Annotated in this window: 11 protein-coding genes; 7 read left to right on the top strand and 4 right to left on the bottom strand. The window is 58.6% G+C overall.

All coding sequences use genetic code 11. The features are described 5' to 3' along the window. Nucleotides 1-38: 38 nt before the first annotated feature. Entirely contained in the window at nt 39-356 is a 318-nt protein-coding gene (locus AC0V6X_RS13075) for a hypothetical protein (RefSeq protein ID WP_486184986.1), read from the bottom strand. Next, entirely contained in the window at nt 353-1,471 is a 1,119-nt protein-coding gene (locus tag AC0V6X_RS13070; protein WP_486184985.1) for a class I SAM-dependent methyltransferase, read from the bottom strand. Before AC0V6X_RS13070 ends, AC0V6X_RS13075 begins: the two co-directional genes overlap by 4 nt. Before the next feature lie 147 nt (nt 1,472-1,618). On the opposite strand from AC0V6X_RS13070, the gene AC0V6X_RS13065 reads away from it, so the two are divergent. The 3 genes from AC0V6X_RS13065 to AC0V6X_RS13055 all read left to right on the top strand — a co-directional run bounded on the left by AC0V6X_RS13065 (nt 1,619) and on the right by AC0V6X_RS13055 (nt 5,359). After that, nucleotides 1,619-2,398: a helix-turn-helix domain-containing protein gene (locus tag AC0V6X_RS13065; RefSeq protein WP_486184984.1), complete on the top strand. Its 780-nt coding sequence runs from the start codon at nt 1,619-1,621 to the stop codon at nt 2,396-2,398. Nucleotides 2,399-2,478: 80 nt separating this feature from the next. Then, on the top strand, nt 2,479-3,999 hold the full coding sequence (locus AC0V6X_RS13060) for an aldehyde dehydrogenase family protein (RefSeq protein WP_486184983.1): 1,521 nt from the start codon (nt 2,479-2,481) through the stop codon (nt 3,997-3,999). Nucleotides 4,000-4,135: 136 nt separating this feature from the next. Continuing rightward, nucleotides 4,136-5,359 (top strand): FAD-dependent oxidoreductase, encoded by a 1,224-nt coding sequence (locus tag AC0V6X_RS13055; protein WP_486184982.1) that lies wholly within the window; start codon nt 4,136-4,138, stop codon nt 5,357-5,359. Nucleotides 5,360-5,506: 147 nt separating this feature from the next. On the opposite strand, the gene AC0V6X_RS13050 is transcribed toward AC0V6X_RS13055, so the two are convergent. Further along, nucleotides 5,507-6,190 (bottom strand): response regulator transcription factor, encoded by a 684-nt coding sequence (locus AC0V6X_RS13050; protein WP_486184981.1) that lies wholly within the window; start codon nt 6,188-6,190, stop codon nt 5,507-5,509. 323 nt (nt 6,191-6,513) lie between these two features. Here AC0V6X_RS13050 and AC0V6X_RS13045 point away from each other — a divergent pair, with 323 nt between their 5' ends. From AC0V6X_RS13045 to AC0V6X_RS13030, 4 genes are all read left to right on the top strand, one after another. Continuing rightward, nucleotides 6,514-10,311: a CheR family methyltransferase gene (locus AC0V6X_RS13045; RefSeq protein WP_486184980.1), complete on the top strand. Its 3,798-nt coding sequence runs from the start codon at nt 6,514-6,516 to the stop codon at nt 10,309-10,311. Nucleotides 10,312-10,357: 46 nt separating this feature from the next. Continuing rightward, nucleotides 10,358-10,744, top strand: a complete 387-nt coding sequence (locus AC0V6X_RS13040) for a response regulator (protein WP_486184979.1) — start codon at nt 10,358-10,360, stop codon at nt 10,742-10,744. Nucleotides 10,745-10,963: 219 nt separating this feature from the next. Then, nucleotides 10,964-12,001: a diacylglycerol/lipid kinase family protein gene (locus AC0V6X_RS13035; protein ID WP_486184978.1), complete on the top strand. Its 1,038-nt coding sequence runs from the start codon at nt 10,964-10,966 to the stop codon at nt 11,999-12,001. 19 nt (nt 12,002-12,020) lie between these two features. Continuing rightward, the gene (locus AC0V6X_RS13030; protein ID WP_486184977.1) at nt 12,021-12,941 is read left to right on the top strand and encodes a hypothetical protein; all 921 of its coding nucleotides are present in this window, start codon (nt 12,021-12,023) and stop codon (nt 12,939-12,941) included. On the opposite strand, the gene AC0V6X_RS13025 is transcribed toward AC0V6X_RS13030, so the two are convergent. Next, nucleotides 12,938-13,468: a DUF2141 domain-containing protein gene (locus tag AC0V6X_RS13025; RefSeq protein ID WP_486184976.1), complete on the bottom strand. Its 531-nt coding sequence runs from the start codon at nt 13,466-13,468 to the stop codon at nt 12,938-12,940. The genes AC0V6X_RS13030 and AC0V6X_RS13025 overlap by 4 nt on opposite strands. Nucleotides 13,469-13,691 lie beyond the last annotated feature (223 nt).

Here is a 13,691-nt window from a genome sequence, read left to right as displayed (position 1 = left end):
ATTATTCGACACGCGAATAAACCCGTGCGGTTGCGCCGTTACTTTGGTGCCGCAGCTGCGCCTATGATAGGGTCTAGAAGACTGGCAATAAGGGCATTGCGCTGCGCCGAGCGGGCCTGATTTTCAGACGTATCGGGCTCGAAAAGATCCAATTCCTCTGCCGACAAAACCCCTTTTGAAACAAGCAGATGCTCAAGTGACTGATTGCGTTCACGCGTCACGCACAGCTCTTGTGCCAGCGTGATGACCGCTCTCAGCAAATGATCGTGCACGGGGTCGTTAAGAAAGGTGGTGTGCCGCTCACCGGGTTTGGGACCCTTTGGAAGATCGGCCAAAGAATTGGGGCTGTCACTCATGCTGGCTTCCTTCCGCCAAAGAAGTGGTAGACGGCAGGCCCTGCAGCTTCATATCTGGCGAAGGCGTCGTCGGGATCGAAGCCTGCTGCGATCGCTTCTTCGCACATGTCGAGGCTGGCAAAGCCCGTCCAGAACGGCTCGCCATTGTAGCGCACTTGCCAGTGGTTGGTCACTTGTTTGACCAAAGGCATGCGGTGAGGTTGATACGGCACATCTAGGTGCAACACGAGCCCGCCCGGCTTCACCAAGCGCCAGCATTCGCGCATGATATCACGCACCTGCGCTTTGGTGGTTTCGTGGAACATGATGATGGACACGATAAGATCGAAGCTTTCGTCCGCAAATCCTGTCGCCGCGGCATCGCGCTCGGCAAAGCTGACGGGCACGCCTGAGCTTTCAGCATAGGCATGAGCAAAGCGCACAAAGGGCCTTGCACAATCCACACCCGTCACCTGCGCATCAGGAAAGCGGCGCTTGTAGGCAAGCGTCTGCTCGCCGGTGCCGCAGCCCATATCAAGGATGGATTTGGGGGTTAGGTCTGGCGCATATTTCTGGGCCACATCGCACACAAACTGGCCGATCGTGTCAGAGCCGACTTTACCGCCCGCACCCATTCCTTTCGCATTGCGATAGAGGTCGACCGTGCCCGAATAATTCAGCGCCGCTTCGATATCGTCTTCGCGTTGTTCGCGCCAATAGCCGCCCGGCTGGCGGTGGATCTCAGTCGTGGCGATAGGGGCTTTGACCAGCAATTCGTCGGAAAGCGACAAATCGCCGCCCTTGTCCGCTTGATCGCGAAGTGTCCGGAAGGCTTTCACCTGATCGTCAATCGTGCGGGAGGTGGTGTCTTGCACTGATTGCCACATGAGATTTTGTGAGTGAAAGGTAAGCGAGGCCCACAATTGGTAGAGCGGATGTTCGGCCAGCACCTTTTCAGCGCTTGCAACGTCGCGGGGCTCTTCGCCGGTCGCCTGTTTGTGCGCCTCGGCCTCCTGGTCGAACACCTGCGCGAGCTGGTCTTCAACCTTGAAGTTCACATAACCCTTCAGGGCGCCAACAAAGGCCTGGCGCGCGCTTTCGTCATGGTTGGGTTTGAAACCGAATTGAACACTCATCGCTTCAAATTCCCTTGGTTTGGACGGGTTTGTTGTGTGCTGACCAATACAGCCCAGCGACTCCAGATCAGGCGACCAATTATTCGCCTAGTGATTAAAGCTTCCGCCGCCTCCTCGACAGCTAAATCGTTCTGGCAGGGTCAATATATGGAAAAAGACCAGACAATCCGCTCGATTGCGCGCGCTTTGCTGATCTTGAAGACGATCAATCGGTTGGACTCCCCGACGCTCACCGAAATTTCGCGCGCCACTGAATTACCCTATCCAACCACTTTCCGCATTGTTCAAACCCTGGTCAACGAAGGGATGATCGAGCAAGAGTCGTTTCGCAAGCGCTACCGCGCGACAGAGCAGGTCAAAGCTCTCAGTTTCGGCTTTCAAGAGGATGACCATCTCTTGAACGTCGCGACCGAGCCCATGCAAGCCTTTACCGCGCAGCATTTGTGGCCGGTTACGCTGTCTGTGCGAGTGGGCAACCGAATGATGGTCAAGCATTCGACACACCAGCTGACCAGCCAGACTTTTACCAATTACTATCCGGGTTACACGCACCCGCTGCTCGAATGTGCCTCTGGCCGCGCGCACATGGCGTTTTGCAGCAAAGAGGAGCGCGAGACGGTTCTGGACGGCTTCAAAACCCGCGCGACCGCTCGCAGCGCGATGAGCCTTGAACTGATGACGCAGAGTGATTTTCTGGAACGGGTTCGCGCAAAAGGATATGCCGAATATGCCCGCACCCAGCACAATGCGACGCCGGGCCGCACCTCGGCTTTTGCGGTGCCAGTGATGAAGGGCGAAAGTCTGCGCGCCTGCATGTCCGTGGTGTTCTTCGCCAAAGCCTATTCGATGGAGGAGGCGGTGGCCAAATATTTGGTGCCCTTGCAAGAATTGGCGAGCAATGTTGGCGCCAAAATTGAGGCCGTTTAGGCGGCAAAAAAGTTCACTTTGCGGATAAAGCTGCTCCATCCATTGGTGCGCTCGCTCCGCCTATCGCAAGGCCACAGACCATGACGAAAAGCCACACGATCCAAATTCCCTCGCCCGCCATTGATGCCAGTGTAACCCTGCCCGCGCCCGCCGTTCCCGCCGCGCAGGCAAGCGGTGAGGGGCAGACGCTAATCTATGCGGCCACAGAAGAGCCCTTTGCCTTTGTGCCTCACACACCCGAGGCAGAAGCGGGGGCGCTTGCGGCGCGGGCAAAGGAGGCGTTTGAAAGCGGCCCTTGGCGCAAGATGCCCGCTAGCGAGCGCAGCGCGATTATGCGCAATGTCACAGCGACGATCTTGGCGCATGCCGAGGAATTGGCTCTGCTGCAAACCGTTGAGACCTCGCTGCCGCTTTCTCAAGCCAATTTCATGCACATCCCGCGCGCGGCGGAAAATTTCACCTTCTTTGCTGACATTATGACCGGCCTTGCAGGGGAGGCTTATGAGCAGACGGGCCGCTATCTCTCTGTGGTGACGCGCGAGCCTGTCGGTACAGCGCTTCTGATTGCGCCGTGGAATGCGCCGCTGGTGCTCTCTTCAATGAAGCTGGCTGCCGCAATTGGCATGGGCAATTCGGTGATCGTCAAGCCGTCTGAATATGCGCCTCTCGCAGTGCTGCGGATGGCGGAATTGATCCAAGAGGCAGGCGTACCAGAAGGCGTGGTCCAAATCGCTTGCGGCCCGGGCGCTGGAATTGGTCGCGCTCTTGTGCGGCACCCAGACATCGACGTGGTCGGCTTTATCGGCGGGACCGAGACAGGCAAGCGCATCATGGCTGATGCGGCGGGCTCGCTCAAAAAGGTCGGCTTGGAACTCGGTGGCAAGTCAGCGAATATCATCCACGCGTCTGCCGATATGGAGCGTGCGATTGACGGCTCGCTTATGGGTATTTTCGCAGGGAACGGGGAACAGTGCCTCGCGGGGTCACGCATCCTTGTGGACGAAGTGATTGCGGATGAGTTTATCGCCAAATTCACTGCGCGCGCCGCCGCGCTCAAAATCGGTGATCCGTTTGATGCGGCGACCGAAATTGGTCCGATGGCGTTCAAAGCGCATTACGAACGCCTGCTCGCTTTCGGTGCGCAGGCGCATGACGGCGCAAGTTATCAGGTCCTTACCGGGGCCAAAGCCGCTCAAGGCTTTGCCAAAGGGTATTACTTTGCCCCCACATTGGTGGAGGCAGCCGACAATAGCGTTGAGCTTTGCCAGCAGGAGCTGTTCGGCCCCTTCGCCATGATCCAACGTGTGTCTGGCCTCGACGATGCCATTGCCCGAGCGAACCAGTCGGACTTTGGCCTTGCCGCCTATATTTGGGCGAATGATATGCCCGCGATCATGCGCGCACGCAGAGAGCTGCGCGCCGGCACGATCTGGGTCAACACTCCGATGGCGAGAGACCTGCGCGCACCCTTTGGCGGCTATAAGCAATCAGGGATTGGCCGCGATGGTCTGCCCGGCTCCATTGAGCTGTTCTCTGAGGAGAAGAGCACACTCATCCCGCAAGAACCGCTTGATCTGCCCAAGCTTGGGATGGGCGAATAGGTAAGGCGACACCAAAGACCGGTTTTCGGCAGGCGAATTCTTTGGTTGCAAGCGTCGAATTACTTTGAAGTTGCTTTCATTACGATCCCACAGTCTCAACCCGCCTCAACAGGCGGACCAGCATCAGGGATCAAGAATGCTAAAGACCAATGTTGCAATCATCGGCGCTGGCCCAGTGGGTTGCATCGCGGCTTACTACCTCGCCCAGAACGGCATTGACGTGGTGCTGGCCGAACAGGGCCCGAACTGTGCGCAGGACTTGCGCGCTTCGACCTTCCACCCACCGACCTTGGAAATGCTCGACACTTTGGGCCTTGCCCAACCTTTGATCGACAAGGGACTGAAAGCCCCCGTCTACCATTGGCGTGAACGGCAATCGGGCGAAGTGTACTCCTTCGATTTTGCCGAGCTAGCGGGAGAAACCAAATTCCCCTTCCGTATCCAGTGCGAGCAATATCACCTCGCGCGGATGCTGGCGGCAAAGCTTGAACAGACCGACAATGCCAAGGTCCTCTTCAACCACCGCATGCTTGGATTTGAGGAGCATGAGTTAGGCATTTCGATCAATCTGGAAAGCCCATACTCGATCCAGAAGGTGGAAGCGGATTACCTGATCGGTGCAGACGGCGCGAACAGCGTGGTGCGTAAGCTGATGGGGGTTGAGTTTGACGGCTTTACCCTGCCAGAAAAATTTCTGTGCCTGACCACCAAAGAGCCTTTGGAAGAGCACTTTGAGAATTTGGCGCTCGTCAATTATGTCTCTGATCCCAGCGAATGGACGGTTCTGTTGCGCGTGCCATCCTTGTGGCGGGTGCTGGTGCCTGCCACTCAGGATCAAAGCACTGAGGATCTCCTCTGCGACGCGAAGAAGGAGGCGGTGTTCAAGGGCTTGATCGGAAAGCCAGAGGTCGCGACCGAGCACCGCACGATCTATTCTGTGCATCAACGCGTCGCGCAGTCCATGCGCATGGGGCGCACGTGCATCATCGGCGACGCAGCCCACCTCAACAATCCGCTAGGCGGCTTTGGCATGAATTCGGGTATTCACGACGCCTTCAACCTGTGCCCCAAGATTGTGTCGATCCTCAAAGATGGCGCGGATGCCGAAGTGTTGCTCAACCGCTTTGACGAAGCGCGCAAACGCCAAACGCACGAGTTTGTGCAGGCCCAAACCAAGGCGAATCTTGCTTACATGCGGGCAGGCAGCGAGAGCGAGCACGCCCAGCGCAAGGCGGAAATGCAGCGCCTTACCGATGATCCGCAAGCGCGCCACGAATATCTGATGCGACAGTCGATGATTGCCTCTGTGCGTGCCGCCGAAGCCGAGGAAGAGGGCCACGCCCGTCAGGTGGCGGCGTAGGCCAAGGCCCGCTGCTTGCTCGCCATAAGCCGCACGACGCCCCAAAGGTTGACGGGCGGGCCGAACCCGCCAGCTATCCTTGTCCCTCGGGCTACCGTTCGCGCAGATGAAGAGCGGCGCTTCTGGCAACCTGTTTTTGGCCTGGTGTCAAACGCTACGTTCGATGCCGGATTCGATGCGGATGCGGACGGCTTCGGCGGCGTGGCTGGCGCCGATTTTGGTCATCATCTTGGCGCGGTGAATCTCGACTGTGCGGGGGCTGATATTGAGCTCGCGCGCGATCATCTTGTTGCTGTTGCCCTCTGACAGATAATCCAGCACTTCCCGTTCGCGCGGGGAGAGGCGTTCAATCCGGGTCTGCGCTGCAATCTTGCGCCGTTGATCGACCGAATAGTAATCGGCCTTGCGAGCAATGCGATCAAGGCACCGCTCCAGCCGCGCCGGATCGACCGGATAGTTGAGGAAGTCGAGCGCGCCGGCCTTGGCCGCTTCGACCACGCGAGCAGGGGTCGGCTCATCATCATAAGCGATGATCGGCAGCCACATACCCAATTGGCGCAGCCGGTCAGCAATGCTGCGCACCCCGTCCATTCCGCGCGCGTCGCTGGTCAGGATCATGCCCTGCCGTGGCGGATTGGCGATCAGCTCAGACAGGTCGGCGTAGACCTTGCAATCATAGCCCAGCTCTGCGCCCAACCGAGCGAGATCGGAGCGTCGCTGCTCTGAATGATCGACGATGTGAAGCGTGTCGGTTCCAGCAAATTGCTGACGGCCAGAATATTGCTGACGGTCATTGAAGTGACGCCCGTAAGAAGAATGCCGATGTTGCATGACTTGCCTAAATCCTTGTTCGCGCCTGTGCGTTTGTTCGGCCCTTCGAGTAATCCTTCGATTGGCCACAGGCGATCAAAGCATGATGGCCTCTAACCCGACAACTCGTGTTGCGAACCTAGGTAATCGCCCCGGGATTGCTCCACTTTGGGGTAAACAGATCAACGCCCTTTACCGCTTTGACGTAAGAATAGGGGCGAGAGCGGGATTGTAAGTTTTAATCGCCGAGTGGGTTTTGTTTGCGCAGGCAAGCTGATAGCCCTTGCGACAGCCGCGCAGGGCGCGCCGCCGTTCAGGCTGCGTGGGACAAAGGGTTTGCAAACATGAATATCGAGCTGGGGAGCGAACCAGACGTTCCATCTCAATTGGATTTTCCCGTCGTGGCGGTCGGGGCATCGGCGGGTGGGCTCGAAGCGGTCACTCAGATGTTCCACAATGTCGAAACCGGCACGGGCATGGCCTTCGTGCTGATCATGCATCTTGATCCCAATCACGAAAGCATGATGGCCGAACTGCTGGCGAGCAAGACCCGGCTTTCGGTCCGACAGATCAAGAATGACGATCATATTGAGGTCGATTGCCTGCATGTCATTCCACCGGGGTCGAGCCTTCGGCTGGAAAATGGCCAGTTCAAGCTGGACCCCTTCACAGAGCCGCGCGGGCTGCGCCGTCCGATCGACAGCTTCTTCCGCTCACTTGCTCAAGTGCAGGCAGACAAAGCGGCTTGCGTCGTGCTTTCAGGCACGGGCGCGGACGGCACGGCAGGCTTGCGCGCGATCAAAGAATTTGGCGGGGTCTCAGCCGTTCAGTCGCCCGAAGAGGCGCGCTATGACGGGATGCCAGCCTCTGCGATTGCGACCGATCTTGCTGACTTTATCCTGCCCGCCGACAGCATAATCGCGCGGCTCAAAGCCTTTTTCGAAGGCGCACAGCAGTCTCTCCTCCCGTCTGATGATGAGCATTCGGAAGAGTTCATGCTGCGGATCTTCGCCATCTTACGCGATCAGATCGGGATGGATTTCGGCGGCTACAAACGCTCCACTTTGCTGCGCCGCCTGCACCGCCGGATGCAAGTGCTCGAGATTGAAAGCACGGACGATTATATCACCAGACTGACCGAGGATGAGCACGAACAAGAAGCGCTCGCCCGCGACTTCCTGATCAATGTCACATCCTTCTTTCGCGATTCTGAAAATTTTGAGCTGATGCGCCAGCAAGTGCTGCGCCCCATGCTTGCCAAGGCCAATCCCTCCCGCGAAGTGCGCATCTGGATCCCTGGCTGTTCAAGCGGGCAGGAAGCCTACACAATCGCGATGCTGGTGGCCGAAACCTGCCATGAGCTTGAGATCCGCCCGCTGGTCCAGATCTTCGCCACGGATGTCGACGATTCGATGATCGAGATCGCGCGCGAAGGGTCTTATCCGGTGTCGATGTATTCGGAGATTCCCGTCAAGTTTCGGGAGAAATACACCGTTGCGACCGATGAGCGGTTTGAGCCAAGCCAAGAGATCAAGCGGATGGTGCGCTTCTCAATCCACAACATCATCCAGAACCCGCCCTTCTCCAAGATCGACTTCATCTCGTGCCGCAACCTGATGATCTATTTCGGGGAGCAATTGCAGGCGGAACTGTTCCCGCTGCTCCATTTCAGCCTGCGGCCAGGGGGGATGCTATTCCTCGGCACGTCAGAGAGCATCACGCGCAGTTCTGAGTTGTTTCTGCCAGTTGACCAATCCGCGCGCATTTTCCGCCGCAATGATTCGGCTAAACGCGTCCATGTGAACCTGCCATTGGGTAAGAGCGCGCGCGATGGCGTGGTGCAACGCGGGATTGGCAAGCTGTCGCGGGAAACGGACTTTCCCCGCCACCGCAGCTTCGACGTCTCCAACGCCTCTATCTTTGAATATTATGCGCCACCCTTTGTCCGCGTCACGCGCGAGGGGCAGATCATCGACAGCTCGGGCGATCTTAGCCTCTTCATCATGTCGAGGCCCAGCGAAGAGCGCAGCCTGGAGGCGCTCGCCCGCGACGGTCTTGCAGATATCATCGGCCCACTTGTCGCAGACGCAATCGCGACCGGAGAGAGGCGCTCGATCAAAGATGTCGAAGTGACCTCGCAATTCGGCACGCAAAAGGCCGACATTATCGCTCACCCGATGAAGGATGAGACCGCGGCGATCATATTCCTCGCCAAAGATCGTCTGGAGCCGGTGATCGACCGGTTCGCGACGCGTCCCGTGTCGCGCGACCGGCGCATTTCGGACTTGCGCGACGATCTCCTGGCCACCCGGCTGGAGCTAAAAAGCAAGGTCGAAGAGATCGAGACCGCGAACGAGGAGCTGAAAAGCTCCAACGAAGAAATGATGTCGATGAACGAAGAGCTTCAATCGGCCAATGAGGAGCTCACCACAGCCAATGAAGAGCTGAAAAACAAAATCGACGAATTGACGCTGGCCAATGCCGATTTGGACAACTTCCTGCAATCGGCTGACCTCGCCATGATCGTGCTCGACCGGGACGGGCGCATTCGCCACATCACCAATGCTGCGCGTTCCATCTTGCCGTTGCAACGCTCTGATGAGGGGCGCTTCCTGTCGGAATTCAACATTCCCGTGGCGGGCCTCTCCGTGGATCGCGAAGTGCGAAAGGTGATGGATACGGGCGTCGCTTTTTCCAGCACGACGGGCGCGAATGAGGACGGCAAGAGCTTCTTCTTGCGCATCACGCCCTATTTCTTCTCAACCGGCGCGATCGAAGGGGCGTCGATCACTCTGCTCGACATCACCGACGAAGCGACCCTGCGCAGCACTCTGGCGAGCGAGAGCCGCAAGCTGCGTCTGGCGATGCAGGCCGCGGGTATGGGCTTCTGGGAAACCGACCTTGAAACCGGGGTGATGACGGTCGACAAAAGCGGCGCTGAACTGGGCGGCCTTGACAATGCAGGTCCAATGGAGCGCGATGCGTTCTTCAAGAACATGCATCCAGACGATGTCAGGAACTTCGTCAAAGCCCGTGACGCAGCGCTGGTCAAGGACGAGCAATTTGATTTCACCGCGCGGGTCAATCACCCTGAAAAGGGCCTGCGCTGGGTGCGGGTCCATGTCACGCCCAAGGTCTCTGAAGACGGGAAGAAGAAGGCCATTGGTCTTGGCATCGACGTCACCGAAGTGATGACCTTGCAGCAGGATGTGATCGAACAGTCGGCCAAGCTTAAACTGGCGATGGAAGCCGCGCGGATGGGCTTTGCCCAGCTCCAGATCACCAAGGACACAGCCACCGTAGATACAGAACTCGCGCAGCAATTTGGCTTGCCTGACGGTGGTGAGATGTCAATCGAGGCGATGACCAAGAATTTCGTCGAGGAAGACGTCGCCTTGATGCACGAAAACCTCGCCCGCGCGGTTGAGACGGACGAGGAATATGAATTCGACTTCCGGATTCAGGACCCCGCGGGCGGTCTGCGTTGGATCCGCACGCGCGGATTGCCCTTTACCGGGACGACGGGCGAGAAGCTTGTTATCGGACCGACGGTCGACATCACCGCGATCAAGCAGCAGCAATTGCTGCTTGAGGAGATGAGCCACCGCATCAAAAACCTGTTCGCCGTGGTCGGCGGCCTGATTCAGGCGGCCCCCAAGGAGCATGAAGAGACCGAGCGGATGGCTCAGGACTTGCTTGAACGGGTCGTGTCGCTGGGCCGTGTCTACGATCTGGCGCGCAAGGATACGTCGAAATCTGGCGTGCCGCTCAATCAACTGCTTGAATCGGTCATTCAACCGCACACAACCTCGCAAGAGGTGAGCATTTCTGGGCCGATGATTTTTGTCGATGGAGACACGGTGAACACGCTCACCCTGATCATCCACGAGCTTGCTACAAACGCCGCCAAATATGGCAGTCTGTCCTCTACCAAGGGCAGTCTGGGGGTGAGCTGGAAGATCAAGGGTGAACGCCGTGTGGCCCTGAAATGGAACGAAAAAATGCCCTCGTTCAAGACCCCGGATGAAGGCCAGGGCTTCGGGGGAATACTGATTGACTCAGGCATGCGCCAACTGAAAGGAAGTTTTTCTAGGAGTTACACAAAACAGGGCGCAGCCATTGACATCGAGTTTCAGCTTTAACGCATCAAACGACCCCAAAACTTCCGCAAACAAGCCTCTCGCCGACATGTCGATGCTGATTGTCGAAGATCAATTTATGGTGGCTGTCGGGATCGAAAAGACCTTCCGTCTTGCAGGCGCTAGCGAGGTGACAATCGTCGGGACGATGGAAGATGCGTGGGAAGCTGTCGCAAAGACCCGTTTCGATGCTGCCTTGCTCGATATTCGCTTGCCTGATGGCTATTCCTTTCCGCTCGCGATTGAGTTGTTTTCGAAAGGCATGCCGGTGGTGATGCACTCAGGTCATGCGGAGATTTATCACTCTGCGCGGCTGCCCGGCGTGATCTTCTGTCCAAAGCCCGCAACCCCTGCAGAGATTATTCGCGCGGTGCTGAAAGCGAAACAGTTCATGGCCTTTCCCGAAAGCCCGATGCTAGAAGAAACCCTGCACTGATTGCGGGGTCGGTTTTGTGCGGACTGGGATTTCACAGTTGGGATTGCAAGGCTTGCAACTGCGCTCTGGCTTCCCATTTGGCCTGCCAGAGCGATTGCCAGACCCCTTTTGACGCGGCCGAAAGTGCTGTCACCTGCCTGCGACACCCCTTCGTCGATTACGAATCGATGACACATTAACCTTGGCATATCGCGGCTCCGCCTTTTAAGGACGCTTGCTATGGCCACGCCGATTTACGAGTTTACGCAGCTGCCCCAGGTCGCAAAGAGCGCCTCTGTGCGCGTGCGCGACCGGCGTCCGCTGGCACCCGGTGAAGCGCCAAGCGTCGGCGTGATCTACAACCCGCGCAGCCACGGCAACCAAGGTGCGGACTTCGATTGCGGGATCAGCCCGCAAGTGCATATCGCGCAACCCGGAGACCGATCTCAACTGCCCGAGGCTATGGCAGAATTTGCCGCAACCGGGATCGATCTGCTCGTCATCAATGGCGGTGATGGGACGGTGCGCGATGTACTCACCTGCGGCGCGGCGATCTTCGGCGATGACTGGCCCGCCATCGCGGTGCTGCCCAAGGGTAAGACCAACGCGCTGACCGTTGATTTGGGTGTACCGCGCGACTGGAGCCTCCAGAACGCCATCGACGCTTTTCAAAGCGGAAGCCGAGTGTTGCGCCGCCCGCTTGAGATCACTTCAAAAAGCAATGAAGGCGCCAGCCGCGTGCTCGGATTCATCCTTGGCGCAGGCGCGTTTGCGACCGCAACACAGGCCGGGCAAGGCGCGCACCGTCTGGGCGCGTTCAACTCTATGGCAGTCGGCGTCACGATTGGCTGGGGCGTGCTGCAATGGCTGTTCGCCTCACGCGCCAACAGCTGGCGGCGCGGCGCTAAGATGAGCGTTAAGCTGGGCGCGGCCGAAACTCCGATGGCGCATAGCGGGCTGGGTGATGAGGAGTGGCGTCAGCTGCTGTTTGCCTCCACCCTTGAGCGGATGCCCGCTGGCATGAAGCCCTTTGGGCAGATGCGAAAGGGGCTGAAACTGGTCGCGACCGATCAGATTCAGCGCCGCTCGATTCTGACACTTATCAATCTGATGCGCGGTAAGAGTGCGAAGAATCTGCGCGAGCGCGGCTTCCACCAGCTCTCAACCCCGCAATTCACGCTCGATATCGATGCGCCCTTCATTCTCGACGGGGAAGCCTTCCCGCCGGGTGAATATGTGATCGGTCAGGGCCCAGAGCTTGAATTTGTGAGCCCCTAGGGCGACACTGCGACCCGCTATGGCGGAGCTTCCCGACACTCTCGAAACCCGGATTGCACAGCGGCTTGATGCAGGCGTAGACCCCGCTGTGCGTGAGTTTGCGGAAAGCCTGGCGCGCGATGCGGGCGCTGCAGCGGTGCTGTTCTATGGGTCAAACCTGCGGGCAGGCTCGCTTGAAGGCGTGCTCGACTTCTACGTCCTGCTGCCGGGGGAGGAGACCTCCAAAATCTGGCCGCGTGTGAGTTATCATGAGCGCCCGCACGGCGAGGATACTTTGCGCGCCAAGGTTGCGACCATGGCGCTATCGACCTTTGCGCGGGCCGCTTCGGGAGAGCTGACCGACACGACGATCTGGGCGCGCTTTGTCCAGCCTTGTGCGCTGGTCTGGCAGAGCGACGATGCAGCGCGTGCAGAGGTGACGGACGCCATCTGCGCTGCTGCCATGACCGCCGCGCGGCTCGCGGTGGCCTTGGGCCCTGCAACGGGCACGCCGGAGGCCTATTGGCGCGCGCTGTTCCAGGCGACCTACAAGGCGGAGTTCCGGGTCGAGAAATCAGGGCGCGAGAACGACATCCTCAGCGTCAACGCCGATCATTTTGCAGGCCTCCTGCCACTGGCGTTGAAGGCTGCGGGGATTGCCTTCACCCAAAGCGGGGCCAAAGACGGTGGCCGCCTCACCCCCAGCCTTGCTGCGACTGAGCGCCAGCGCATCGCCAAGTGGTGGTCGCATCGTCAACGGATGGGCAAACCGCTCAATTTCGCGCGGCTCCTCAAGGCCTCGACGACGTTTGAAGGCGCGGCCAAATATGCAGCGTGGAAAATTGAGCGTCACACCGGAATGGCGGTCGAAGTGACGCCATTTCGTGAGAAATATCCCGTGCTCGCTGCGCCGTCAGTCCTGTGGGCGCTCAGGAAGCACCGCAAGAACGCGAAGCCCTAGGTCATATACTTCATCGTGATCGCGATCGACGTGACCCCGTCGCCTGCGCGGAAGCGGGTCTTGTCGATCCCCGGCTTGCCCAGGTTGAAGATATTGATCGAAGGATTGTTCGACATCGCGCCGCCATCGGTGCGGATATCGGTTTCGTTATTGCCGTTGACGTCGTGGCGCACGGCCACCGCATAATTGCCGCTGGAGGGCACCGGCAAGCACACAGTCATGCGCCCGCGCCGCGCAGGCAGCTCAACCCGGTTGAGCCAGCGCCCGCTCTCCAGCCAATCGGCGCTTGTGCCGTTATAGACCTGCACCCGCACTTTGCCTGAGGCGCTTTTGACGCCGTTGATCGTCACGCGGATCGCTGGGCCCGCTCCCGGAGCGCAGGCGCGCATATTGTTCGAGATGATGTTGCGATAATCCGAATTGCTCGACGCTTGCGCATGGACAGGCGCGCTGGGCGCAGCCGAGCCGAGCGCCAACAAAGCCGCAGCGCCTGCTGCCAGAGTCATGCTCTTAGGTGTGAAAGCCATAGTCTTAACGCCTATCCATCCGTCTGTTTCGCGGCAAAAATCAGCCTGTCTCAGCCACAAGCTTGTATCATCTCAAATGTGCGAAGCCGCCCTAATCTGGCGCTGATATGGGCGAAATGGCCTGAATTCCGCCTGAACTGAGGGGCTTGGGTGCCGTTAAGACAGGTGTGCGCGTGCGAAAAGGGCGGGGAAAAGAGTGTCGGCTGCGCTTGCTGCCCGATTC

The organism is Erythrobacter sp. S267 (assembly GCF_057365045.1).
This window is presented reverse-complemented; position numbering and strand designations above follow the sequence as displayed.